We start from the raw sequence: 25,704 nt of genomic DNA, 5'->3' as shown, positions 1-25,704 counted from the left end.
GGATAACCGGTGAAGAGCCGTTAATGAAATGAAGTGCCGATACAACAGTTATTTGTATTGGAACAAAGGTGGTACCGCGAGACATACCGTTTCGTCCTTTTTATATAGAGGATGAAGCGGTTTTTTTATTGCGTTTTTCACCAATTATGAAAGTAAAGGAGAATGAAAAATGGAGCAACAAACGGATATTGGTATGCCAACCAAATACGATCCTCAATCAATCGAAAAAGGACGCTATGATTGGTGGTTAAAGGGTAAATTCTTTGAAGCGGGACAGGATAAACAAAAACAACCTTATACGATTGTAATTCCTCCTCCAAACGTAACGGGTAAACTGCATTTAGGTCATGCATGGGATACTGCGCTTCAGGATATTTTGACAAGAATGAAGAGAATGCAGGGTTATGACGTATTATGGCTGCCAGGTATGGACCATGCGGGAATCGCAACTCAAGCGAAGGTAGAAGAAAAACTGCGCAATCAAGGTGTTTCACGTTATGATTTGGGACGTGAGAAATTTGTTGAAGAAACATGGAAATGGAAAGAGGAATACGCATCCCATATTCGTGAGCAATGGGCAAAAATTGGATTGGGCCTTGATTATTCTCGTGAACGCTTTACTTTAGATGAGGGACTTTCAAAAGCTGTTCGTGAAGTGTTTGTAAAACTTTATGAAAAAGGCCTTATTTACCGCGGTGAATATATTATTAACTGGGATCCAAGTACAAAAACAGCGATCTCTGATATTGAAGTAATTCATAAAGAGGTTAAGGGTGCTTTTTATCATATGCGCTACCCACTTGCAGATGGCAGCGGGCATATTGAAGTTGCGACAACTCGTCCGGAAACAATGCTTGGCGATACAGCAGTTGCAGTTCACCCGGAAGATGACCGTTATAAGCACCTGATTGGAAAAACGGTTATCCTGCCAATCGTTGGAAGAGAAATTCCGATTGTTGGCGATGATTATGTAGAGATGGATTTTGGTTCCGGCGTTGTAAAAATTACACCAGCACATGATCCTAATGACTTCGAGGTAGGTAATCGTCATAATCTTGAACGCATTCTAGTTATGAATGAAGACGGAACGATGAACGCGAAGGCTGGCAAATATGAAGGTATGGACCGTTTCGATTGCCGTAAGCAAATTGTGAAAGATCTTCAGGATCAGGGAGTGTTGTTCAAAATTGAAGAGCATATCCATCAGGTTGGACACTCTGAAAGAAGCGGATCTGTTGTAGAGCCTTATTTATCTACACAATGGTTTGTTAAAATGGGACCATTGGCAGAGCGTGCAATTGAAATGCAATCCACTGAAGGTAAAGTAGAATTCGTACCGGAACGCTTTGAGAAAACATATTTGAATTGGATGGATAATATCCATGACTGGTGTATCTCTAGACAGCTTTGGTGGGGTCACCGCATTCCGGCTTGGTACCATAAGGAAACAGGCGAGGTACATGTAGGAATGGAAGATCCTGCAGATATCGAAAACTGGACGCAGGATACAGATGTATTGGATACATGGTTCAGTTCTGCGTTATGGCCGTTTTCCACAATGGGCTGGCCTGATACAGATTCAGAAGACTTTAAACGTTATTATCCAACAGCAGCTCTTGTGACTGGATACGATATTATTTTCTTCTGGGTATCAAGAATGATCTTCCAGGGACTTGAATTCACTGGAGAGCGTCCATTCAAAGATGTATTGATTCATGGACTTGTACGTGATGAGCATGGCAAGAAAATGAGTAAATCTCTTGGTAATGGTGTAGATCCAATGGAGGTTATTGAGAAATATGGTGCGGATTCATTAAGATATTTCTTAACAACTGGAAGCTCACCAGGTCAGGATTTACGTTTCAGCTATGAAAAAGTAGAATCTGTTTGGAACTTTGCCAATAAAATTTGGAATGCATCCCGTTTCTGCTTGATGAATATGAATGGGCTGAAATATGAAGAGATTGATTTAACAGGCGAAAAATCAGTTGCGGATAAATGGATTTTAACTCGTCTAAACGAAACGATTGAAACTGTAACAAGACTGGCAGATAAATATGAATTCGGTGAAGTTGGCCGTGCATTATACAACTTCATTTGGGATGATTTCTGTGATTGGTATATTGAAATGGCGAAGCTCCCTCTATATGGAGAAGACGAGGAAGCTAAACTTACAACACGTTCTATCCTTGCGTACGTATTGGATCAAACGATGCGATTGTTACATCCATTTATGCCATTCATCACTGAAGAAATTTGGCAGAACCTTCCTCACCAAGGGGAGTCCATCACAACAGCATCTTGGCCTGTTGTAAATCCGGACTTAACGGATGAAAAAGCTTCTGATGAAATGAAATTGCTTGTCGAAATCATTCGTACAGTACGTAATATTCGCGCAGAAGTGAACACGCCGCTCAGCAAAAAAATCAAGCTTTCTTTGAAGGCGAAAGATACAGAAACACAAGCTGTTCTTGAGAAAAACAGCAGCTATATCGAGCGCTTCTGTAATCCAGAGGAATTAACAATTGGTACAGACATCCCTGCTGATGATAAAGCGATGACAGCTATCGTAACGGGTGTTGAATTAATTCTTCCATTGCAAGGTCTATTAAATATTGAAGAGGAACAAAAACGTCTTCAAAAAGAACTTGAAAAATGGAAAAAAGAAGTAGAAAGAATTGAGAAAAAGCTATCCAATGAAGGCTTCATGAAAAAAGCGCCTGAAAAGGTGATTGAAGAAGAAAAAGCGAAGCTGGCAGACTATGTTGAAAAACGTGAGGCTGTACAAAGCCGCCTGAAGGATTTAGAAGAATTGGCTTAAGACATTTTATTGCGCCCTGTTCGAAGCATTTGAACAGGGTGTTTTTGTTCAATCATGTCATACTAATACATAGCGCAATGGTTGAGGAGTGAAAAAAATGATACAGGATTATCAACAGGCAGAGAAGTTTCTTGCAGACCGTACAGCAAAACTTGGGATGGATTTTGGCCTGGAGAGAATGGAAAGAGTCTTACGTAAATTGGGAAATCCGGAGCGCAGCATTCCTTGTATACATATAGCAGGCTCAAATGGCAAAGGTTCTACGCTTACATTTTTAAAACATATTTTGGTGGCAGAGGGCTACCGGGTAGGTACCTTTACATCTCCCTATCTTGAAAAGCTGAACGAACAAATTATGATTGATGAGGAAATGATTTCGGACAATAAGCTAGTTGAATGTTTAAATTACCTCCTCCCTGTTTTAAATGAAGCAGAGCAAGAAGGGGATTATCTGACTGCTTTCGAAGTAACGACTATATTAGCTTTTCTGCACTTTAAAAATGAGCAACCGGACATTCTTATTATTGAAACAGGACTTGGGGGAAGACTTGATTCCACTAATGTAATTGAACCGCTTTTGGAGATCATTACTAGCATTTCTTTAGAGCATACCAACATTCTCGGGAATTCTCTGAGTAAAATAGCAACAGAAAAAGCAGGAATTATCAAGAATGGAACATCAGTTGTTACAGGTGTAAAAGATGAGGAAGCATTAGAGCCCCTCGCAAAACAGGCAGAGAAAATGAATGCTGCTTTATATACGCTAGGAAAAGAATTTAAGATTTTAAACCGCTCTCACCCTGAAAATCAGGAAGTTTTCACGGTTAAATGGCGAGAATACTTACTGGAGAATTTACATATTAGCATGCTTGGAAGCCATCAAGTTGAGAATGCAGCGCTTGCTGTCATCAGTTCAATATTACTTAGTGAAACGTATCGCTTTTCGATTCGGGAAGAAAGTATCAGAAAAGGACTGGCATCTGCCAGATGGAAAGGGCGTTTTGAGATTGTGTCGAACCAGCCGCTAATCATCCTGGACGGCGCACATAATGTGTCAGGTATAAACTCTCTGCTTTCAACGATTGATGATCGTTACCCAAATTGTGATATACATATTTTGTTTGCGGCCTTAAAGGACAAGGATTATACAAAGATGATTCAGATGATTGAACAAAAGGCAGCAAGTATAACTTTTACGGAGATTCCATTAGAACGAATGAATGAGGCAGAGGAGCTTTTTAAACATAGCCGACACCCTCATAAGGATGTAAAAAAAGATTGGGTAGAAGGAATAAATGAGATATTAGCCAAAATGAAAGACAGAGATATGCTATTGGTCACAGGCTCTTTATATTTTTTGGCGTCTATTCGTCCATATATCGTCAATGAAATTATTCGAAAGTCATAACTAAATTCATGTAAAAGTAATGATGTTCATGACAATCCTCCATAAGACCTGTTTTTGTAAATACTTGTGTAACAGATGTCAGAATTTTTGATAAAATTTGACATAAGATGGATGAAATTCCTGAACGGAGGGGCGGTAATGGTTACAAAACAAAAACGCTTCATTATTTGGATACTTTGGTTATTGATCGTCCCTGCAAGTTTATATATTTCATATACGGAGTATCCTATTTTAGGAAGCTTTTTTTCGATTGATATTCTTCTGTTCCTATTACTGCTTTGTATTATTACGTATTACCCTATTATGATAAATGGATTGCCAATTTTTCTCCTTCAGGGTGTATCCTTGGCTCTATTCCTTGAGTACGGATTATTTGTTGAAATAATCCTTTCGCAAATCGGAGTAATAACATTGCTCTATAGAATAAAAATAAGCAAGGATGAGCTTTTCCGCATTCCGATGAATTCTTTAATGTTTTTTATTAATTCATTAACAAGCGGATTAATCTATTATTTGCTTGGCGGTCAGCATTCTAATTTGGACTTATCGGATATAAGTGTATTTTCATTAATTGTAATCCACCAAATTGTCTGGTTCTTATCTAATTTTATTTGTGCTTTACTCATAGATGTGTTTGTATATAAGGCAAAAGTAGAGTTTGTTGCAAAAGATCAGGTTGCGGATATCGTATCCAGTATTATCATCTTTCCAATCGGGTTATTATTGTATTCAACCTATCAGGAGCTGGGGGTGGTAGCCATTATTATTGTTGGCGTACCGCTTGTGAGTTTGGCTCTTGTGATGAGACTGTATTATCGGGCTGACCATATGAATGAAGATTTGCAAAAAGCGAGCCAAATTGGTCACAGATTGACAGAAAGATTAGAAGTCAAGCAAGTACTGGATTTATTTTTGGGTGAAATTTCAAGGATTTTCCCAGTGGACGAAACCTATATTCTTAGTGTGGATAGCAAAGCCAATAATCGCCTTCGTATGGTTCGTTATGAAAGTAAAAATGAGACTGGTATGCCCCATTTGAATTTAATCTCGGCAACAGACAGCTTGTTAGGAGAAGTATGGAAATCAAAAAAAACATTGCTGATTCAGAGCTCTGCCTCCCTGAAGAAATACGAAAACCATGGTATTCCTGATTGGGCAGAAAGCGTCTTGATTGTTCCGGTTTTAAATGCAGAGCAAATGGAAGGGATTGTCCTTCATATATCTTCGAAAAGAAACTTTTTTGAAAACAGTCAGATAACGATTGCAGATATTCTTTCTACATATCTGGCTTCAGCTATTGAAAATGCGAGGCATTATGAAGAAACAAAAGTCAAAAGTGAACGCTGCTCTTTAACAAATCTCTATAACAACTATTTTCTGGAAGATTACTTAAAAGAACAATTTATCCTGATAAGGGAAAGAAAGCTGGACACATTAACTCTTATCTTAATAGACTTGGATCACTTTAAGTCAATAAATGACTCTTACGGACATTTGGGTGGGAACGATGTTTTATGTCAGGTAGCAGAACGTTTGTCTTCACTCGTACAATTTAAAGGGATTGCAGCCAGATATGGCGGTGAAGAATTTGTGCTTGTCCTCCCTGGTGCAGGTGTGGAGGAAGGCTATAAATTTGCCGAACTGGTACGTCAAAAAATTGGAACAAAGCCGTATGAATTAGTATCTGATTTAGGTAGTGAAAGCAGGAGGGTTCATGTAAGAGTAACTGCATCAATTGGAGTTTCAACAGCTCCAAATGATGCGGATGATCCTCACTCATTAATCCGTCATGCAGACCGGGCTATGTATACAGGAGCAAAACGCGCCGGACGTAACAAAGTGGCGCAATATATTAAATAAAAGTGACGTATTCTGACTACTAGAGAGGAGGAATACGTCTTTTTTGTTCAAGAGAAATAGACTAAAGCTATTTGTGTAGAAGTGAGTTTCATATATGGAACAGCTGATAAAAATTTTGAAAGAGAAATCGAAGTAATTCAAGCATTAATTACTATTTTGATAAAAAGATGAAGTTAAATCTACCTATCTCTGTAAATCAACAAATATCCTATAAGATTAATATTTATAAATAGAACAGATAATTTATTGGAAAATATACAAAATAATGGCAAAGAATGTATAATAATAATTAGTGATATAGGTAATTTGTACGAGTGAAGAATAGATTCTATTTAAAATACAGGGTAGAGGGGTGGGTATATGAAAAGAGGGCTAAAACTAGCAATTGCTATTATTATTTTATTTTCAACGGTATTGCAGACTCCTAACGTAACATATGGAGCGGAAAGCACTCCAAAAATAAGAGTTTTGGAGATTTACGATAATAAAAATTATTACCCGACAAAGCTTGAGGACCTTTTAGGGGATACCCAATATGAATATACGTCAATGCCAATGAAAAAATTTGTAGCACTTCGAGAAGAATTAGATGGAAAATATTACATGATTGTAATGTTTACTCTCTATCTCTTAATCTTCCTCACCGGTCTCATCTTTGGTTCATTTTATAATGCGGTAGGTTTGAGGATTCCAGCGAAGGAATCGATTGTAGCTCCGAGGTCGGCTTGTCCGGCCTGCGGCCATACATTGACACCGATAGAGCTTATCCCTGTATTGTCTTACTTGTTTCAAGGGGGGAAGTGCCGTAAGTGTAAGGCGGGCATTTCACCTATTTATCCGATGATGGAACTGACAACGGCTATTCTATTTATGGCAGCTCCGATGCTGCTGGGCTGGACTGCTGAATTGTTTGTGGCATGGGCACTTATTTCCCTGCTGATCATTATTTTTATATCGGATATTACGTACATGCTTATACCGAACAAAATTCTGCTGTTTTTTACAGTTGTTTTTTTGTTTATTCGGGTATTTATTCCTTTGGACCCATGGTGGGACGGTATAGCTGGGGCTATTGTCGGGTTTGGAATCCCATTTTTTATCGCTGTAATCAGCAAAGGCGGCATGGGTGGCGGAGATATTAAATTATTCGGTTTAATTGGATTTGTGATGGGAGTAAAGGGAGTTATTCTCGCCTTTATATTCTCCACCTTTTTTGGAGCTGTCTTTGGAGTCATTGGGATGTTAATCGGTCTTGTGAAGCGGCGGAAGCCGATTCCATTTGGACCGTTCATCGTCGTTGGTACACTGGTGGCCTACTTTTTTGGGGAGTTCTTGCTAGACTGGTATTTACAATTTTTGTGATTGATTTGGAAGGGAGAAGTTATAATGGCTTTTACTTTATTTTCAGGCAGCAATCGGGTTGTGAACCTGGTATTAAAAGACCATGTGATTCGTTATGTAGAACTTAAACAGCTGGACCCACCGATTGTTCATAAATGCGGTGAGCATTTTTTACCTGCCGGTGTTATAAAGGACGGCATTATTACTGATTTTGACCTTCTAAAGGATATTTTAGGTGATTGTGTTGTTAAATGGAAAATACAGAAACGTCAGGTGCGGTTTTTAGTACCAGACTCCCGTTTGGTCATTCGTAAGGTTGCCATTCCAAAGGATATTAAAGATGATGAAATCAAGGGCTACTTATATTTGGAAATGGGAACGAGTATACATCTTCCATTTGAGGAACCCATTTTTGATGTGGTTCTGTTGGAAGAGACGGAGGAAAAAAGGAAATTCTGTTATTCGCTGCTGAAGAAGAGGTGGTATCGGAGTACGCCACTTTGCTTGAAAAATCTCAGCTTTATCCTATAGAAGCAGATATTTCGCCTTTGTCGCTGTACAGGCTGTTTTTTCATGCAGGAAAAAGAGATTCGAAAGACCATCTCTTACTGATTGAATTTAATTTGCATACCGTCAACACAAGTGTTTTTGTAAATGATAAGCCGATCTTTATGAAAAATATCCCTATTACAGGGCAAAGTAGTGAATGGGAACTATTGCGTATAAATGAAGATCAGCAAATCATGGAATATTCCAGTGACAAAGAAGATTATATGCAATTGTTGGAGGATACTTATACAGAAATTGATCGGGTGCTAAGCTTTTATCAATATTCCTTAAGCCATGAGCAGCATCAGGTCACTAAAATAATCATAACCGGTGATCATCCTTATCTAACTGAAGTGATCACTGACATAAAAAATAGATATGATCAAACTGTGGTGAGTATTCCAAAGGGATATATACAAACCAATAAGGAACCTGAATTGCCGGAGTCCTTTTTTTAGCCGGGGGATTGGCTCTTAAAGGAGTGAGATGATGCTTGTAGAAATTAACTTGCTGCCAAAAAAAGAGCGCAAAAACCGTGGTGTACTCCTGATTATCTTATCTGCAGTGTTTCTCGGTATTCTCTGCGGAATCCTTTACTTTTGGCAATATCAGAGCAATCAAAGCCAGTTGAATGCATTAGAACAAGAATATGAAATGACTGCTCAAATGATTGAAGTAGAACAGCAGAAGGTTGTATCTCAGGAGAATAGCAATTCCGTTGCTCAATTAACAGAAAAAGTTAAATGGGCAAACCAATACCCTGTTAAAACAGTACCTCTCTTAAAACATTTAAATAGATTTTTGCCGGAGCGAGGATTTATTGAAACCTTTTCTTATGCTGAAAATGGCGCAATTAAACTCGAAGTACGGTTTGATAAAGCAGAAGAAGCGGCCTATTATCTAAAGGATTTATCATCAACTGAGATTATAACGAATGCGATGGTTTCTTCATTGGAAGCAGCACCTGTGGAGGAAGAGACTGAAGATAGTGAAGAAATTGATCCTGTGGAACTATGACCCCCGATATATTGGGACATTTGAGCTGACTCTCAATATGCCGGCAGTAAAAAAATTGAAGGCTGATGGTGAGCTGCCCTCTGAAGAAGAGGTGAAATCGAAATGAGTTGGCGATTAAGTAAAGTTCAAATGTACATATTAAGCGGTGTTTGCGTGGCCATTCTATTACTATTTGTCGGATTGTATTTCTTTCTTCTTAATCCGATGAAATCAACAATTGAAACAAAAAAAGCTGAAGTGGCTACACAGCAAACTATATTGGATTCTATTTCTTCACAGCTGAATCAGTCAACTGGATCAACGTTTCAGTCTACGATGGAATTACAAAAAAAGCTTCCGGTAAAACCATTGGGAGATCAGTTAATTCTCGATTTTGAAAAAGCAGAGGTTATCTCTAATAGTCTGATTTTAAAACTAGAAGTTCGGGATGAAGAGCTGGCTGAAGCAGGTTGAGCGGAGCCTGCTCAACCAACTGATTCTGCAGATGGAACAGGTACGGCTGATTCTCCAGATACCGAAACGGCTTCCGGTGCAAAAGTGGAAACCGAATCAGAAGTAGAGCAGCTGGAACCCCCATTGCCGCTGCCGCAGGGTGTGAAAAAATTAGCGGTTAAGGTGACAGTCGAGGCTGATGGTTATGATGAAATCGAAAAATTTGTTGAGACCATAGAGTCCTCCAGGAGGATTATAAAGGTAGACGGCCTTGAGTTTGTTGGAACAGAAGAGATTACTTCCGTTGAGCAGAACACGGAGCCGCTTGTTTATACATTAAGTATCTCTGCATTCTATTCGCCGGACCTTTTAGATTTACAAAACCAATTGCCGGATATAGAGGCGCCTCCACCAGCTAATAAAGATAATCCATTAAGCATTGCACCGGACGTATATGACGATTCAAAAAAAGATAGTGAGTAGTTTAATAGAAGCATTCAGGTTGTGAGTGAAATGATAAGGAATATAAATAGGAAGTCTAATGAAAATGGAGCTACCTTAATTGAGTTACTGGCGATTATTGTCATATTGGGTATTATAGCTTCAATAGCTGTCCTGGTGATTGGCGATGTCATCCAAAAGGCGAGAAAGCAGGCCTTCGTCTCTAATGCCTATATCATGCGCAATGCCAGTACGGTTTATTATAAGAATAAAGAATTCAATAAAGAACCGTTAGTAAACCCCGTAACATATAACGAACTTGTTACCTCAGGTTTTTTGGATGTCATCATTGATCCGGATACAGGAGATAAATGGGGATTAGATTATACAGATTCCTATGTACTATTTAAGGATGGAAAAGCAGTATCCATCTGTTTAATTGGAATGAAACGTAAATTATGCGGTGAAAAGCAAGGTGAAGATTATTTGCCGTTGCCTCTTGATCAAATACGTGAAGAGAATGTTGAGGATAGAGAATCCTAGAAATTTGGCGAAACCTTTTTGGACAAGACGACAAGAGTCTTGTTCTTTTTTTTTTACAGAATGATAAGATGAACAAAAAACGCGGAGGCAAAGGAATGGATAAGCCAACCCGGGAACGAACAATCATCGTAAACATAAATGGCGAAAAAAAGGAATACAAATGGATTCCAAGTGAAGATCCAGATACTTTGGATACGATCCAAGAAATTGCCAGCACGGTTGAGGATGAACAAGAACCGTCTCTTTGGGCAGCACCCGAAGAAAAACCTGTTAAAAAAAACGAGGCAAAAACAAAGCCGACACAAAAAACGGCTTTTCTTGACCATGTAAAAATGAATAAATTACCGGTTCTTGCAGCAGGAATTCCTGTATTGGTAGCACTTATAATCGGGACATTATTTGGAGTTGTAATTTTAAAAATTGTCCTATTTGGCGGCGGAGAGGAAACTGTTAAAGTACCGGACTCTGTTCCTCTGCTTGGTTCCAATAAACAAGCGCCTCAGGACGAGAAGCAAATGGTCAAGGATATGAATGCTTTTGTCGTTCAGGGCGGCGTCTACTCGAGTAAACAGGCAGCAGAACAACGTGCCTCGCTTATTGAAGGGGATGGAATTCCTGCTATCATTCTTAAACAGGAGGATAAATATTTTATTTATATAGGAGCAGCGGCTACATTGCAGGATACAAAGAAATTGGCACTTTTATATAGAGGAGAAGGTGTTGATACGTATTGGAAGGAAATTCGTTTTCAGGGCCAAACAAAAAAAGCTTATACACCAAAAGAAACAGAGGTCATCCATAATATGATACACAACACCGGTCAATACACACAATTGGCTTCAGAGGGCCTATTACAAAGTGAAACGAAAGAAAAGCCAGATATAAAGTCTATTAATTTAGAGAATATTCCGAAAGAATTACAAAATCTCCATAATTTAAGTGAAAGTATGAATAAAACTTGGTCTACCTATCAATCTAAACCAGAAGAAGCATCCTTAATGCAGCTTCAAAAATGTATACTTCAATTTTTTGATGAATGGTATAGATTATAATGTATTTTCCGGGAAATAAAAAATACAATTTGTGTTTAAAAGGGTACTTCACATTTCGGGGTACTCTTTTTTATTTTGCTTTAAGAATTGAGAATGGTGTCGTATTCTGTTAGGATGAATATGTATCTCCCTATCTATATAAATTCTTATGGCAGGTGGCGAAAAGGATTGGATTTAATCTTGGCTTCTTCTTCCCCAAGGAGAAAAGAATTGCTTGAAATGCTGAACACACCATTTCAGGTGAAAGTAAGTTATGCAGACGAAACCTATCAGGATGGAATGGAACCTCACGAAATAGTGATGGAATTAGCACGCATAAAATCAACTGTTATCGCTGAAACTAACCGTGATTCCGTTGTGATAGGCGCAGATACGATTGTAGTAATGGATGGTGACATCCTGGGCAAGCCGAAAAATAAAGATGAAGCAATTTCCATGCTGAATCGTTTATCCGGTAATGTACACCAGGTTTATACAGGAGTTTCCTTAATAAGAGGGCAAGATTCTATCTTGTTTTATGAAAAAACAGATGTAGAATTCTGGCCATTAAAAAAAGAAGAAATTGAACAATATGTATTGACCGGAGAACCGTTTGACAAAGCGGGATCCTACGGGATACAGGGATTTGGTTCCTTGCTGGTGAAGAGAATCGAAGGTGACTACTTCTCAGTTGTAGGGCTCCCGGTTTCCAGACTTAAGAGGGAACTTGAAAAATTAGTACATCCTTAAGAATAGCCTCACTCCGTCAATGGAATGGAGAATATGGATGGATACAACGCAAATCATGATAAGAGACTATCCAAAGGATGATCGCCCAAGAGAACGATTTATCCAATTTGGACCGGAAAGTCTGTCAAACCAAGAGTTACTGGCACTTCTTTTAAGAACTGGAACAAAGGAAGATTCAGTGATAAATCTGGCTAACCAACTTTTGGCTAAGTTTGGCGGGCTGCGTCTTTTGAAAGAGGCAAGTATTGAAGAAATGACTAGTATTAAAGGTATTGGGGAAGCAAAAGCTGTGCAGCTTGCTGCAGCTATGGAATTAGGAAGAAGAATCAGCAATTTGACGAATGAAGAGAGGTACGTGATTCGTTCGCCAGAGGACTGTGCCAATTATTGTATGAATGATATGCGTTTTTTATCACAGGAACATTTTGTATGTATATATTTAAATACGAAAAACCAAATACTCCATAAACAAACAATCTTTATCGGCAGTTTAAACGCCTCAATTGTCCATCCCCGTGAAGTCTTCAAAGAAGCTCTCCGCAGATCAGCAGCATCTATAATATGCTTGCATAACCATCCTTCAGGAGACCCCACTCCAAGTCGAGAAGATATAGAAGTAACCAAACGTCTAGCTGAATGTGGGAAAATTATGGGAATAGAACTTTTAGACCATTTGGTTATCGGAGAGAAAAAATATGTAAGTCTTAAAGAAAAAGGATATTTATAATACTAGGAATTCACATGAGGATGAGCTATAATATTACGTATGCTTTTTAAAGAATTTATTTTTCATTACATTACTGAAGAACTTAACTTTATGATATGAAAAAGAAAATAAAAAAACTCGTACCTAATATGGAATATGTTTCAGAAAGGGAGATATTAAAAGATGCTTGGAAATAGAGATTTAGGAATTGATTTAGGAACCGCCAATACACTTGTTTATGTTAAAGGAAAAGGCATTGTAGTACGTGAGCCTTCCGTTGTTGCATTTCAAACAGATACAAAATCCATTGTTGCTGTCGGTAATGATGCGAAAAATATGATCGGCCGTACACCTGGTAATGTTGTGGCTTTGCGCCCTATGAAAGATGGCGTTATTGCTGATTATGATACGACTGCAACCATGATGAAATATTATATGAAACAAGCGTTAAAAAACCAAGGTTTATTTGCACGTAAGCCATATGTAATGGTATGTGTTCCATCCGGAATTACAGCCGTTGAAGAGAGAGCTGTTGTTGACGCAACTAGACAAGCCGGGGCACGTGATGCTTATACAATTGAAGAACCGTTTGCAGCTGCTATTGGAGCAAACTTACCTGTTTGGGAACCAACAGGCAGCATGGTTGTAGATATCGGTGGCGGTACAACTGAAGTCGCGATTATTTCTTTGGGCGGTATTGTGACTAGCCAATCTATTCGTATCGCAGGAGACGAAATGGATGAAGCGATTATTAACTATATCCGTAAAAACTACAATTTGATGATTGGTGATCGAACTTCTGAAGCTATTAAGCTTGAAATCGGTTCAGCTGGTGATCCTGAAGATATTGAAAACATGGAGATTCGCGGCCGTGACTTATTAACAGGCTTACCAAAAACAATTGAAATCACTGCTGATGAAATTGCAAAAGCTCTTCATGACACAGTGTATGCGATTGTAGATGCGGTTAAAAATACGCTTGAAAAAACTCCGCCTGAGCTTGCTGCTGATATCATGGATCGCGGAATCGTTCTAACAGGTGGTGGCGCATTATTACGCAACCTGGATAAAGTGATCAGTGAAGAAACAAAAATGCCTGTTCTAATTGCTGAAAATCCATTGGATTGTGTAGCAATTGGTACTGGTAAGGCACTTGATCATATTCATTTGTTCAAATCAAAAGTAAAAGATTCAAGATAATATAATAGAACGCAAAAATCCTGAAAGAGGATAATAATGATAGAGGAGCAAGGATATGCCACAATTTTTCTTAAACAAAAAATTGATTATCTTGCTGATTAGCATCATCTTTCTGGTGGCTTTGATTGGGTTCTCACTTCGGGAAAGGGATGAATTGAGCTGGCCTGAACAGTTTATGAAGGACTCGGCCGGCTTTGTTCAAACAATTTTCCATAAGCCCGCTTCTGCTGTAGCGGGCTTTTTTGAGAATCTTTCAGATTTAAGGAATACATATGAAGAAAATAAGAATCTTAAATCACGCCTGGAAGAATATGTGAAGTTGGAAACAGAGATATATGATTTGAAAAAAGAAAATGAGGAATTAAGCAATATACTTAAGAAAAGAGAAGATTTAAGTGATCATACAGTTTCTCATGCAACTGTCATTGGCAGAGGTCCGGAGAGATGGCATGAAACATTGACGGTCTCGAAGGGCAGTGTAAATGGGATTGAGAAAAATATGGCTGTAATTACTGCTGAGGGATTGATTGGAAAGGTCAAAAGTGTTTCTCAATTTACCTCTACAGTACAATTAATGACGGCTCTTGATCCGCAAAACCGTATTTCAGCAATTGTGCAAAGTAAAGAAAAATCATATGGATTTATCCAAGGATATGATGAAGATAAGCAAGCCTTGCTATTAACAGGTCTCCATTATGATGCTAAAATTAAAAAAGGTGAGAATGTGACAACATCCGGGCTTGGAGGGGTGTTCCCAGAAGGTTTAGTCATAGGTACGGTTAAGGAGGTCGTTATCGATCAATACGGATTAACCCAAACAGCTTTGGTTAAGCCGGCAGCTAATTTCTATGATTTGAATAACGTAATGATTGTAAAACGTACAATGACTACTGTAGATACAGATAGCACTGAGGGGGATGACCTGTGATAAGGTTTAAAATCTTCCTTTTAGCTGTCCTTGTTTTTATATCTGAAGGGATTTTTGTTGAAATATTTTCGGCGAAATTATATACAACACCCTACATCTTGGTGCCAAGGTTTATTATTATCTTTCTAGTGTTTTTAGGGGTGTACGGAAAAAGGAACATGGCAATCATATATGCTTTTGTTATGGGAATCTTCTATGATGTCGTCTATACAGAAGTATTGGGTGTTTATTTATTCACTTTGCCGTTAATGGTGTACTTCTCAACTCAACTGATGAAAGTACTGCAAATTAATCTTGGGATAGTCTCAACTGTATGTTTGCTTGCTATATCTATTTTAGAAATTATCGTCTATGAGGTGAATACCTTAATTGGTTATACTTCATTGACGTTCATTGAATTTGCACGTATGAGATTGCTGCCTACCTTAATTCTGAATCTAATCTTCCTACTCCTGTTCGCTTATGTATTTGCTAAGTGGATTAAAAAATGGACTGTTGAAGAAGATAATTAAACGGTATTGATTCTATAAAAAAAAGGAATTGTCAGCGCTCATGTCGAATTAAATTGCATTGAGGTGAGCACGACGTCATGGGAAAGAAGAATATTCAGCATGTTATGATCAAAGGAAGTAAACAAGGTTTAACGATTGTGATTGATGATCATTCATCTATTTCTGAAGCTTTAAGAGATTTGGATGAAAAATTGTCTATTCATAATTCAACGATTGAAACAACATCAAGTATTCATGTCACCATACATACCGGTAATCGTTATTTAACGGACGAACAAGCGAAAGCTTTGGTCGATTTAGTAGAAAAAAAGGGATACATGGTTGTAAATAATGTTGAATCTAATGTTATTTTGCATGAAGAAGCCAAAAGATTGGCTGAAGAAGTGGCTGTGACAAAAATCGTGAGGATTGTCCGTTCGGGTCAAGTTTTGGAAGTGAAGGGTGACATGCTCTTAATAGGAGATGTAAATCCCGGTGCGACCGTTAAAGCCGGCGGTAATATCTTTATTATGGGTACACTGCGGGGGAAGGCGCTGGCAGGTATACACGGCAATAAAGAATGTGTCGTGTCTGCATCTGTGTTTAAGCCATCCCAAATCGTTATTGGAGATGTTTTATATAACTCTTTTGATTATGATGAGCAGGATGACCACAAAATGGAATGTGCTTATTTAGATCAATCTGGTGAGATGATTTTTGATAGATTACAAGTTTTATGTAAAGTGAGACCTAATTTATCCTTATTTGAGGAGGGCGTATAGCCATGGGAGAGGCCATAGTAATAACATCCGGTAAAGGTGGAGTAGGGAAAACGACTACTACTGCCAATGTCGGAACTGCCTTAGCGTTAATGGGGAAAAGAGTCTGTTTGGTCGATACTGATATAGGTTTGAGAAATCTGGATGTAGTAATGGGCCTTGAAAATCGTATTATCTACGATTTGGTAGATGTGATTGAAGGAAGATGCAAAATCCATCAGGCGCTTGTGAAAGATAAGCGTTTTGATGATCGTCTTTATTTAATGCCTGCAGCACAGACAGCGGATAAAACCTCCGTAAATCCAAAACAGGTCAAGCAGTTAATTGATACTTTGAAACAAGATTTTGATTATATCATTATTGATTGTCCAGCCGGTATCGAACAAGGGTACAAAAATGCAGTGGCTGGCGCTGATAAAGCAATTGTTGTAACGACACCTGAAACATCTGCAGTCAGAGATGCGGACCGGATTATCGGGTTATTGGAGAAGGAACCAAATGTCGAATCTCCAAAACTAGTCATCAACCGTATTCGAAATCATATGCTAAAAATGGGCGATATGCTAGATATTGATGAAATTACTACTCATCTATCCATTGATTTGATTGGGATTGTAGTTGATGATGATGACGTAATTAAGGGTTCAAACCAGGGAGAGCCGATTGTGTTTGACCCGAATAATCGAGCATCTGTTGCCTATCGAGACGTTGCGAGACGTATTTTAGGTGAATCCATTCCGCTAAAACCACTTGAAGACGAGAAAACAGGAATGTTTAAGCGGATAAAAAAATTATTTGGTGTTAAGTAATAGTAAGTGAGGACCTCTAATCAAACGGATTAGAGGTCCTTTTTTTGTATGTCTGCATGGCATAGCTTGGACCGACTATACATATCTTTTAGAAAAGAGCTGTATAAGAGAGGTGAAAGGATGGGCAGCCAAAGTAGCTCAGAAGTTCGTAAGCGCATTGCCGAGAGAAGAAAAAATCGGGAAAGAATGATGAATGCCAGTAAGAGGAATGAAAGACCGACATGGCCGGAAATGGAAGATGAGAAAGAATGGGGTTCTGAAAATGTTTTCGTATATGAAGAAGGGGTGAGTGAGCATAAAAAGCCGCCTATTATAAACAAAGATTGGATCTTATTTCGTATCCTTGCTTCTGTTTGTTTGGTTTTGTGCATGGCCATTATTTATCGAACTTCTGCTCCATGGACCCAGACAGCGAAAACTACCCTTGACCAAGTCTATCAGAAGGAATTTCAATTTGCGTCAGTATCTAGCTGGTTTGAGGATACAGTCGGAAAGCCATTTGCTTTTTTGCCTGAGGAATCGGTGAATGAATCTAAAAATAATAATGCTGCTGATAATCGTTTTGCCACGCCGGCAACAGGCACCATTATGAAAAGCTTTGTGAAGGATGGACAGGGGGTCTTAATCAAAACATCCAATAATACATCGGTTGACACGATTAAAGAGGGGGTCGTTATCTACGCAGGTGAGAAGGAGACACACGGAAAAACAGTTATTGTCCAGCATCCGGATAAGAGTGAATCATGGTACGCTCACCTGCAGGAGATAAACGTCAATTTGTATGAACAAATTAAGAAAGGAACGAAGGTAGGAATAGTATCGCCGTCGGATGAGCCGGACAAGGGGGAGTTTTACTTTGCATTGAAAGCCAATGGAAAGTTTATTGATCCTAATGAGGTGATCTCGTTTGAATAAAATATGGCCTGTGCTTACGAAAATACGCATTCATCCATTAACCTGGTTGTTACTTGCTCTTGGTGTGTTGACAGCCAGGTTTACTGAATTGCTTTTAATGTTTGCAATCGTATTATGTCATGAGCTGGGTCATGCTATTGCTGCGCAGTTATTTGGCTGGAGGATAAAATCAGTTACACTTTTGCCTTTTGGCGGAGAGCTGGAGACAGATGAGCATGGAAACCGGCCATGGCATGAGGAATTAATTGTGTTGGCATCCGGTCCTTTGCAGCATGTTTGGATTTTGCTGCTGACTTATCTTTTTTACACAATTGGCTTTATATCAGATTATATCTATACCAGTTTAATTCTATATAATTTTATTGTTTTATTTATAAATTTAGCCCCTATCTGGCCCCTGGATGGAGGAAAAGCGTTGTTTGTTTTATTAAGCAAGCGGATGCCCTTCCTGCATGCGCACCGTCTAATTATTATCATTTCCGGTGTCAGTCTGTTTCTTGCTTTAATCGGATTGGTCGCTGTTAATCCGCTAAATATGAATTGGTGGATGGTTGTTGGCTTTCTGATCTTTTCTTTATGGAAGGAGTGGAAACACCGTCAATTTGTATTTTTACGCTTTTTGATGGAAAGACATTATGGACATAATAAGGATATTAGAGCGATATCACGGCTGGAAGCGGAAAAGGATATAAAGATTTATAAAATACTTGAGGATTTCCGTAGAGACAATAAGCATATTATAATCGTGAAAAACAAGGATGAAGAATTAGGGAAGCTGGATGAAGCGGAGGTTTTACATGCCTGTTTTACATCAAAATTGGCATATCGGCCTATTGGAGAACTTTTGTATCCTTATTGACGCTCCTCTCCTGACTCGTTAAAGTAAGATTAATGAGCCAACGAGAGGATTTTTTTAATGAAAAAAATAGTGCTTGATTTTCAAGGAACGGAACGACGTCTCGGTTTATTGCAAGATGATAAGCTGATGAGGATACATATTGAAAGAGAAGGGCAGGGCCCATTTGCCGGCAATGTTTACATTGGAATTGTTCGGGAAATTGTACCGGGTATGAACGCAGCTTTTGTGGATATTGGGTTTGATAAAAATGCCTATTTGCCATTTGAAGAAACGCCGAACTACCATTTAGACCCTGAGGCAAAAACATATGTAAAGCAAGGTGAAAAGCTGCTTGTACGCATTCTGCGGGACCCAGAAGGAACGAAAGGCGCTAAAATAAGTGCGTTAATTGAAGTTTCTTCGCCTGAAATTGTTTATATAAAGGGTGAACATTTTGTCCGTACTTCTAAAAAAGCAGATAGGAAGACTGTTCAGAAGTGGAAACATATAACAGCCAAGAATCTGCAAAAAGATGAAGGTGTGATTGTTCGTACATCATTCTTGGATGCGGATGAAGAATCCTTTATCTCGAAGCTTAGCGAGTTGCGTGAACGTTATGAGCAATTACAAAGAAAAGCGTCAAAAAGTAAAGCTCCAGCGCTTATAAGCGATCAAAATCGCATTCTGAATCTGATAGAAAGCTGGACAACAGGGACAACTGGGGACCTTTGGACTAATTCTGCAGAAGGAATGCAATTACTCCGTTCTGTACTACCTGAAACATGGGAAGCAAAGCTTCAAAAGGATAAAGTGGGTCTGTATGATTCCCACGGCGTTACTGAAGAATTGGAGAAAGCAGTCAAAAAGGTAGTCTGGCTTTCGAACGGATCGTATTTACTTTTTGGAAAAACAGAAGCCATGCATGTGATAGATGTAAATACGGGTAAGTTTACTGGAAAGCACGACATAAATAAAACAATTTTGGATACAAATATACTCGCCGCAACAGAAGTAGGAAGACAGATGATTCTGCGCAATTTATCCGGGATTATTGTAATTGACTTTATTAATATGAAATCCCCTGAGCATCGTCATCAAGTACAGGCAGCAATGGAAACAGCCTTAAAAGATGATCCGCTGCGTTCTGTGGTCATTGGGTTTACCGAACTAGGACTCATGCAAATAACACGAAAAAAAGAAGGTCCGGATTTATATGAAATTCTTCAAGAAGACTGCTTGGAATGCAGCGGAACAGGATTAATAAAAAGCCGTCAGAGCGCGATATATGAATTGGAACGTCAGTTAGAGGCATTAAAATACAGCTTGGATGATTCTGTATGGGTTGTGGTTGATTCATCCTTTTACACGTATATCAAGGACAATATTCATGCGGTGAAAATACATATCCTGTCGGGCACTAAAAATATATTTGTGACGGAGGGAAGAATGACAGGGGCCAATCGTTTTGAAATTCGAGCCCTCGGAAATAAGAAGGATCTTGAAGAGCGTATGAAGCGTACAGAGGAAGGAATAAAAAACAAGCCTATTATCCGTATGTTAGTAAATCATGATTGACAATGTTTGTCTGATTATGATAGTATTTTTATGTTAAGTTTGTAGCACCCATGCTACAACCGCACACGTCAGGTAATAAGTCCATTATGGCGCCTGCCGTCGGCGAGTCTTAGACAATTAAGGAGGTGCAGGTATGTACGCAATTATCGAAACTGGTGGAAAGCAAGTGAAAGTAGAAGAAGGTCAATCTATCTACGTTGAGAAAGTGAACGTTGAAGAAGGTGGCATCGTTACTTTCGATAAAGTTCTTTTTGTAGGTGGAGAAGATGTGAAAGTTGGAAGCCCTGTTGTTGAAGGCGCTACTGTAACAGGTAAAGTTGAAAAACACGGCAAACAAAAGAAAATCATCGTTTTCAAATACAAAGCGAAAAAGAACAACCGTAAAAAACAAGGTCACCGTCAGCCTTACACAAAAGTAACAATCGAAAAGATTAGCTTCTAAGGCGACGCGTATGATTAAAGTAAAGGTAGTGCGAGCTGATGAGCGAATTTCTTCGTTCAGTATATCAGGACACGCCGATTTTGCACAAAAAGGTCAGGATATCGTTTGTGCAGGGGTATCTGCAGTAGCTTTTGGCTCTGTAAATGCCGTGATGAGTTTAACTACTGTTGAACCCATCATTAAACAGGCTGGTAAAGATGGCGGTTTTCTTGAAGTCCATTTTCCGGAAACGGATAGCGATGACAAGGTACAATTGCTACTCGAAGGCATGCTTGTTTCCTTACAAACGATTGAACGTGACTATGGTAGATACATGAAAATTATTCTTAGCTAACAGGAGGTGGAATACATGTTAAGATTGGATCTTCAGTTCTTCGCTTCCAAAAAGGGAGTAGGTTCTACAAAGAACGGTCGTGACTCCATTTCTAAACGTCTTGGCGCTAAACGTGCTGATGGACAATTCGTAAGTGGTGGTTCTATCCTTTACCGTCAACGTGGTACAAAAATCTATCCAGGTTTGAACGTTGGCCGTGGTGGAGACGACACTCTTTTCGCTAAAATTGACGGAGTTGTTAAATTTGAGCGCTTGGGTCGTGACAAGAAACAAGTCAGCGTTTACCCAGTAGCACAAGAAGCATAATAAGTAACAGTCAAAAGAAGCTCTAACCTTGTTGGTTGGAGTTTTCTTTTTTAGATATGAGTTTTTTGGTTAAAACCATTATACTTCCGTATGTACCCCAAGTTATTTACTGCTGGCGAATATATTCCTCTCCTGAAACTTCGCTAAATTTGTTATACTGTAATAGATGATTTGCGATTTTTCCAGGACCTCATTATTCCAATCCGACAGGAGAATGTATTAAGATGGAAACAAAATGGACGACTGTAGAATTACTGAGGCATGCACGTCATGATTGGTTAAACAAAATACAGCTGATTAAAGGAAATATGGCATTAGGTAAAATGGATAGAGTATCTGGTCTTGTAGATGAAATCATTATTGAAGCACAACAGGAAGCAAAAATTTCAAATATGAATATGCCGATGCTTTCCGAACTTTTATTGACAGGTAAGTGGCTTCATTACAAATTCCATATTACATATGAAATTATGGATGATATAAAAGGCTATCAGGAATTGGATGAATTGATAACCAATTGGATGAAGAAGTTTTTCAATGAAGTGAATAGGCAAATAGAAGCACTAGATATCCTGCATTTAACCATCCTGCTCAGCAAAACAGATGAGGATTCATTAAAGATTGGTTTTGATTTTCAGGGACCAGTAAACAATAAAGAAGAATTAATAAAAATGTTTCAGGTAAAAGAGCCTTTAAAAATATCAGGCATTACAGAGGATATTAATTCTTTTTATTTTGAAATAACGGTAAGATAACAATCAAAGAGTTGCAAAAGCAGAAAGTAGGTGTTACCACCCATGTTTGTGGATCAAGTCAAGATTTACGTTAAAGGTGGAGATGGCGGCAATGGAATGGTCGCTTTCCGAAGAGAAAAGTATGTACCTAAGGGCGGTCCGGCCGGTGGAGACGGAGGCCATGGAGCAAATGTTGTATTTGAAGTAGAAGAAGGACTTCGCACACTAATGGATTTCCGATATAAAAGGCATTTTAAAGCACCCCGAGGGGAACATGGAATGTCTAAAAATCAGCATGGTAAGAATTCAGCTGACATGATTGTCAAAGTTCCTCCGGGCACAGTTGTTTCAGATGCCAATACTGGTGAAATTATTGCAGATTTAACCGAACACGGCCAGCGTGCCATTATTGCGAAGGGCGGACGAGGCGGACGTGGTAATACTCGTTTTGCTACACCTGCAAACCCAGCTCCTGAACTATCTGAGAAGGGTGAACCAGGGGTTGAACGTGATATAATTATGGAATTGAAATTACTGGCAGATGTAGGCTTGGTTGGATTTCCGAGTGTAGGTAAATCCACATTGCTATCGTCTGTTTCAGCTGCAAAGCCAAAGATTGCTGAGTACCATTTCACTACGATTGTCCCTAATCTAGGTGTGGTTGAAACCGGTGATGGACGCAGCTTCGTTATGGCTGATTTACCTGGACTGATTGAAGGGGCTCATGAAGGTGTTGGGCTTGGACATCAATTCCTGCGCCATATTGAGCGTACGCGTGTAATCGTCCATGTCATTGATATGTCCGGTCAGGAAGGCCGTGATCCTTATGAAGATTATGTGACAATTAATAAGGAACTTGAAGAGTATAATTTACGCCTAACGGAAAGGCCGCAAATTATCGCGGCAAGTAAAATGGATATGCCTGATTCTGAAGAGAATTTGAAGGCCTTTAAAGAACAGTTAGAAGACGATGTACCAGTCTTCCCGATTTCATCGGTTACTCATGAAGGCTTGCGTGAATTACTGTTTGCTGTGGCCGATAAAATTGAGGAAACTCCGGAATTCCCGCTTGAGCATGAAGAAGAGACAAGCGGTGTCCACCGTGTTCTCTATAAACATGAGGCAGAGAAAGCAGAATTCACTATTACAAGAGAGTCGGACGGTACCTTTGTTGTTACTGGCGATAAGCTTGAAAAAATATTCAAGATGACAGACTTCAGCCGTGATGAATCTATTAAACGCTTTGCCCGCCAGCTTAGAGCAATGGGTGTGGATGAAGCTCTTAGACAGCGCGGAGCAGTTGACGGAGATATTGTTCGTTTAATGGAATATGAATTTGAGTTTGTAGATTGAGCATAAAGTTTAAGGATGGTTCCAAAGAGGGTGAACTTGCTTGCATAATAAAGCTGATAAGAAATTTTATTTAGTCAGGGAAGATGTATTGCCTGAGGCGATGCAGAAAACTTTGCAGGCTAAAGAAATGATTGAAAGAGGAAAGGCTGTTTCTGTTTGGGAGGCTGTCAAAAGCGTCGATTTAAGCAGAAGTGCTTTTTATAAGTACAGAGATACAGTTTTTCCTTTTCATTCAGTTGTAAAAGAAAAAATTATTACGCTATTTTTCCATTTGGAAGACAGGTCAGGCACGCTTTCTGAATTACTCGGTATCGTTGCATCTTCGGGATGCAACGTGCTGACCATCCATCAAACCATTCCGATTCAGGGACGTGCAAATGTAACCTTATCGTTAAATACAGGTGAGATGCATATGGAAATGAACGAATTTATAAACCGTTTAAAAAGGCTTGAATTCGTGGATAAGGTTGAAATATTAGGCTCAGGAGCTTGAAAAATAAATACATAGATAGAGAAACAGAGAGGTTTAGAGCAGGGGGAGAACACTTTGGACATACGTATTGCCTATCTAGGGCCAAAAGCTACATTTTGTGATTTGGCAGCATCAAAATTATTTCCTTATGGACAAAGGCAGGCATTTATGACAATTCCTGAATGTATAGATGCTGTGGAAGCTAAGCTGGTTGATTATGCGGTTGTTCCATTAGAAAATGCTTTGGAGGGATCAGTCAATATCACACTGGATTATTTGATTCATGAAGTCCCGATTCCGATAGTTGCGGAGTTTTCTGCCCCTATTCGCCAGCATTTAATGGTTCATCCTTCTCATGTCAATGAGTTAACCAGGATTGATCGGATTATTTCGCACAGTCATGCGATAGCCCAATGTCACAAATTCCTGCATGGAGATATGAAAGGCGTACGATGTGAAAGTATTACCTCCACTGCTGCAGCCGCTCACTATATTCAAGAGCATCCGGATGAGTTGACAGCAGCGATTGCAAATGAAATGGCTGCTGAAGAATATGGACTTTCGATTGTAAAATGGGATATACACGATTATTCTCATAACCATACACGATTTGTCGTTCTGGGCCATAAGCCGTTATCGGAAAAAATGATTCCTAATCAACAAAAAGGAGAAAAAACAACGATTATGGTATTGCTTCCAGCTGACCATGCCGGAGCTCTCCATCAAGTGTTATCAGCCTTTTCGTGGAGGAAGCTTAACCTTTCCAAAATCGAGTCCAGACCATTAAAAACAGGACTTGGCAACTATTTCTTCATTATCGATATCGAACAAAAGATGGATGATATTCTGTTGCCTGGCGCCATTGCTGAAATGGAAGCCTTGGGTTGCCAAGTCACGGTTATGGGCAGTTATTATAGTTATTAATTATCACTTAAGATTAAACGAAGGACCCCTGCTATATTCAGCAGGGGTCCTATTTATATTGTTCTTTTACATAATTAAAGTTGGGCAGCATATCTTTTTATTCTTTCAAAAAACCTGCATTTCTTAATGCCTGTACTGCTTGCTCGAGCTCCGCTTCACTTGCAGCTTCAATGGTATGAAGATGTAAACCATTGGTTAACTGGGACAAGAGAGAGGCATTTGTATTTTTTAGGTTGGCGATAAACTGCCGGACATCTTGTCTGGTGCTGACCATAATGGATGCTGTTAAGTCACCGTACATGGGATGTTCCACTTTTACATCCTTCACCGTAACACCGCAGTCCACTAAAAGCAGTAGTTCCTCTTCTGCTTGTTCAGGTGCATGGAAACTCGCAATAATCCTTGTTTTCCGTTCCAATTTTGGATCGATTTGATGTATATAAATGTACCCACTTGGCGTGGCTATGATTGGTTCATTCCGTGCTTTAAGCAAGGTAATATCTCCAACTATGATTTGGCGGCTGACTGAGCAAATAATAGAGAGCTCACTTCCTGTAATCGGTTCATGACGTTCTTTTAAAATGGATAGGATATATTTACGCCGTTCTTCTGTTGTATATTTTTTCTGGGTCATCACTTATGCCCTCCTTGCTTAGGTGTTATTTTAAAATACTGGTTGTCTTTATTGTAACATAGAGGGATTTC

General features: G+C 39.1%; 29 protein-coding genes and 2 other annotated features (1 of these 31 only partly in view). Of the genes, 28 read left to right on the top strand and 1 reads right to left on the bottom strand.

Annotated elements, in window-relative coordinates:
* Window positions 1-102, top strand: a binding site (T-box leader) (it extends 133 nt beyond the left edge of the window).
* Between the two features lie 67 nt (window positions 103-169).
* The 28 genes from AC4G3O_RS05785 to pheA all read left to right on the top strand — a co-directional run bounded on the left by AC4G3O_RS05785 (window position 170) and on the right by pheA (window position 24,999).
* The gene (locus tag AC4G3O_RS05785) at window positions 170-2,821 is read left to right on the top strand and encodes a valine--tRNA ligase (protein WP_491135920.1); all 2,652 of its coding nucleotides are present in this window, start codon (window positions 170-172) and stop codon (window positions 2,819-2,821) included.
* A 97-nt stretch (window positions 2,822-2,918) separates the two neighbouring features.
* On the top strand, window positions 2,919-4,229 hold the full coding sequence (locus tag AC4G3O_RS05780) for a bifunctional folylpolyglutamate synthase/dihydrofolate synthase (protein ID WP_491135919.1): 1,311 nt from the start codon (window positions 2,919-2,921) through the stop codon (window positions 4,227-4,229).
* A gap of 138 nt (window positions 4,230-4,367) precedes the next feature.
* Window positions 4,368-6,089, top strand: coding sequence for a sensor domain-containing diguanylate cyclase (locus tag AC4G3O_RS05775; protein WP_491135918.1), 1,722 nt, complete (start codon window positions 4,368-4,370; stop codon window positions 6,087-6,089).
* Between the two features lie 612 nt (window positions 6,090-6,701).
* The gene (locus tag AC4G3O_RS05770; protein ID WP_491135941.1) at window positions 6,702-7,451 is read left to right on the top strand and encodes a prepilin peptidase; all 750 of its coding nucleotides are present in this window, start codon (window positions 6,702-6,704) and stop codon (window positions 7,449-7,451) included.
* A 24-nt stretch (window positions 7,452-7,475) separates the two neighbouring features.
* Window positions 7,476-7,961, top strand: a complete 486-nt coding sequence (gene pilM / locus AC4G3O_RS05765) for a type IV pilus biogenesis protein PilM (RefSeq protein WP_140461963.1) — start codon at window positions 7,476-7,478, stop codon at window positions 7,959-7,961.
* Complete coding sequence (locus tag AC4G3O_RS05760; protein ID WP_077248078.1) at window positions 7,931-8,437, top strand: type IV pilus biogenesis protein PilM; 507 nt, start codon at window positions 7,931-7,933, stop codon at window positions 8,435-8,437. The genes pilM and AC4G3O_RS05760 overlap by 31 nt, the downstream gene beginning before the upstream one ends.
* 31 nt (window positions 8,438-8,468) lie before the next feature.
* Window positions 8,469-8,996, top strand: coding sequence for a hypothetical protein (locus AC4G3O_RS05755; protein WP_491135917.1), 528 nt, complete (start codon window positions 8,469-8,471; stop codon window positions 8,994-8,996).
* 102 nt (window positions 8,997-9,098) lie between these two features.
* Window positions 9,099-9,449: a hypothetical protein gene (locus AC4G3O_RS05750; RefSeq protein ID WP_491135916.1), complete on the top strand. Its 351-nt coding sequence runs from the start codon at window positions 9,099-9,101 to the stop codon at window positions 9,447-9,449.
* Window positions 9,450-9,533: 84 nt separating this feature from the next.
* A complete protein-coding gene (locus tag AC4G3O_RS05745; RefSeq protein WP_491135915.1) occupies window positions 9,534-9,911 on the top strand; it encodes a hypothetical protein in 378 nt (125 codons plus the stop codon).
* A gap of 30 nt (window positions 9,912-9,941) precedes the next feature.
* Window positions 9,942-10,412: a type II secretion system protein gene (locus AC4G3O_RS05740; protein WP_491135914.1), complete on the top strand. Its 471-nt coding sequence runs from the start codon at window positions 9,942-9,944 to the stop codon at window positions 10,410-10,412.
* Between the two features lie 95 nt (window positions 10,413-10,507).
* Window positions 10,508-11,464, top strand: a complete 957-nt coding sequence (locus AC4G3O_RS05735; RefSeq protein WP_140461966.1) for a hypothetical protein — start codon at window positions 10,508-10,510, stop codon at window positions 11,462-11,464.
* Between the two features lie 120 nt (window positions 11,465-11,584).
* Window positions 11,585-12,193: a Maf family protein gene (locus AC4G3O_RS05730; protein WP_225983733.1), complete on the top strand. Its 609-nt coding sequence runs from the start codon at window positions 11,585-11,587 to the stop codon at window positions 12,191-12,193.
* A gap of 37 nt (window positions 12,194-12,230) precedes the next feature.
* A complete protein-coding gene (radC, locus tag AC4G3O_RS05725) occupies window positions 12,231-12,920 on the top strand; it encodes a RadC family protein (protein WP_140461968.1) in 690 nt (229 codons plus the stop codon).
* Between the two features lie 162 nt (window positions 12,921-13,082).
* Complete coding sequence (locus AC4G3O_RS05720) at window positions 13,083-14,099, top strand: rod shape-determining protein (RefSeq protein ID WP_066105546.1); 1,017 nt, start codon at window positions 13,083-13,085, stop codon at window positions 14,097-14,099.
* 55 nt (window positions 14,100-14,154) lie between these two features.
* A complete protein-coding gene (gene mreC, locus AC4G3O_RS05715) occupies window positions 14,155-15,027 on the top strand; it encodes a rod shape-determining protein MreC (RefSeq protein ID WP_491135913.1) in 873 nt (290 codons plus the stop codon).
* Window positions 15,024-15,539 (top strand): rod shape-determining protein MreD, encoded by a 516-nt coding sequence (gene mreD / locus AC4G3O_RS05710; protein ID WP_066105539.1) that lies wholly within the window; start codon window positions 15,024-15,026, stop codon window positions 15,537-15,539. Before mreC ends, mreD begins: the two co-directional genes overlap by 4 nt.
* Before the next feature lie 77 nt (window positions 15,540-15,616).
* Window positions 15,617-16,300 (top strand): septum site-determining protein MinC, encoded by a 684-nt coding sequence (minC, locus tag AC4G3O_RS05705; protein WP_066105536.1) that lies wholly within the window; start codon window positions 15,617-15,619, stop codon window positions 16,298-16,300.
* A 2-nt stretch (window positions 16,301-16,302) separates the two neighbouring features.
* Window positions 16,303-17,106: a septum site-determining protein MinD gene (gene minD, locus AC4G3O_RS05700; protein WP_066105532.1), complete on the top strand. Its 804-nt coding sequence runs from the start codon at window positions 16,303-16,305 to the stop codon at window positions 17,104-17,106.
* A 120-nt stretch (window positions 17,107-17,226) separates the two neighbouring features.
* A complete protein-coding gene (locus tag AC4G3O_RS05695; protein WP_181162035.1) occupies window positions 17,227-18,021 on the top strand; it encodes a M23 family metallopeptidase in 795 nt (264 codons plus the stop codon).
* Window positions 18,014-18,880, top strand: a complete 867-nt coding sequence (locus tag AC4G3O_RS05690) for a M50 family metallopeptidase (RefSeq protein ID WP_066105525.1) — start codon at window positions 18,014-18,016, stop codon at window positions 18,878-18,880. Before AC4G3O_RS05695 ends, AC4G3O_RS05690 begins: the two co-directional genes overlap by 8 nt.
* Window positions 18,881-18,937: 57 nt before the next feature.
* On the top strand, window positions 18,938-20,434 hold the full coding sequence (locus AC4G3O_RS05685; protein ID WP_491135912.1) for a ribonuclease E/G: 1,497 nt from the start codon (window positions 18,938-18,940) through the stop codon (window positions 20,432-20,434).
* Between the two features lie 47 nt (window positions 20,435-20,481).
* Window positions 20,482-20,554: a sequence feature (ribosomal protein L21 leader region), on the top strand.
* A gap of 13 nt (window positions 20,555-20,567) precedes the next feature.
* Window positions 20,568-20,876 carry a 50S ribosomal protein L21 gene (gene rplU, locus AC4G3O_RS05680; protein WP_066105519.1) on the top strand — a complete coding sequence of 103 codons (309 nt, stop codon included), beginning with the start codon at window positions 20,568-20,570 and terminating at the stop codon, window positions 20,874-20,876.
* A 10-nt stretch (window positions 20,877-20,886) separates the two neighbouring features.
* Window positions 20,887-21,210 carry a ribosomal-processing cysteine protease Prp gene (locus AC4G3O_RS05675; protein ID WP_066105516.1) on the top strand — a complete coding sequence of 108 codons (324 nt, stop codon included), beginning with the start codon at window positions 20,887-20,889 and terminating at the stop codon, window positions 21,208-21,210.
* 15 nt (window positions 21,211-21,225) lie between these two features.
* Window positions 21,226-21,516: a 50S ribosomal protein L27 gene (rpmA, locus tag AC4G3O_RS05670; protein ID WP_066105513.1), complete on the top strand. Its 291-nt coding sequence runs from the start codon at window positions 21,226-21,228 to the stop codon at window positions 21,514-21,516.
* Between the two features lie 224 nt (window positions 21,517-21,740).
* Window positions 21,741-22,271, top strand: coding sequence for a Spo0B C-terminal domain-containing protein (locus tag AC4G3O_RS05665; protein WP_491135911.1), 531 nt, complete (start codon window positions 21,741-21,743; stop codon window positions 22,269-22,271).
* Window positions 22,272-22,313: 42 nt separating this feature from the next.
* Window positions 22,314-23,603: a GTPase ObgE gene (gene obgE, locus AC4G3O_RS05660; protein ID WP_491089856.1), complete on the top strand. Its 1,290-nt coding sequence runs from the start codon at window positions 22,314-22,316 to the stop codon at window positions 23,601-23,603.
* A 40-nt stretch (window positions 23,604-23,643) separates the two neighbouring features.
* Window positions 23,644-24,096, top strand: a complete 453-nt coding sequence (locus AC4G3O_RS05655; protein WP_490996561.1) for an ACT domain-containing protein — start codon at window positions 23,644-23,646, stop codon at window positions 24,094-24,096.
* 60 nt (window positions 24,097-24,156) lie between these two features.
* Entirely contained in the window at window positions 24,157-24,999 is an 843-nt protein-coding gene (gene pheA, locus AC4G3O_RS05650) for a prephenate dehydratase (protein ID WP_491135940.1), read from the top strand.
* 97 nt (window positions 25,000-25,096) lie between these two features.
* Here the strand turns inward: pheA and AC4G3O_RS05645 are convergent, their stop codons facing one another.
* Window positions 25,097-25,636, bottom strand: coding sequence for a transcription repressor NadR (locus AC4G3O_RS05645; RefSeq protein WP_139063840.1), 540 nt, complete (start codon window positions 25,634-25,636; stop codon window positions 25,097-25,099).
* Between the last annotated feature and the right edge of the window lie 68 nt (window positions 25,637-25,704).

The organism is Bacillus sp. z14 (2026), from assembly GCF_058313575.1.
The sequence above is the reverse complement of the archived record's forward strand: the minus strand, read 5'-3'. Positions and strand labels throughout refer to the sequence as shown.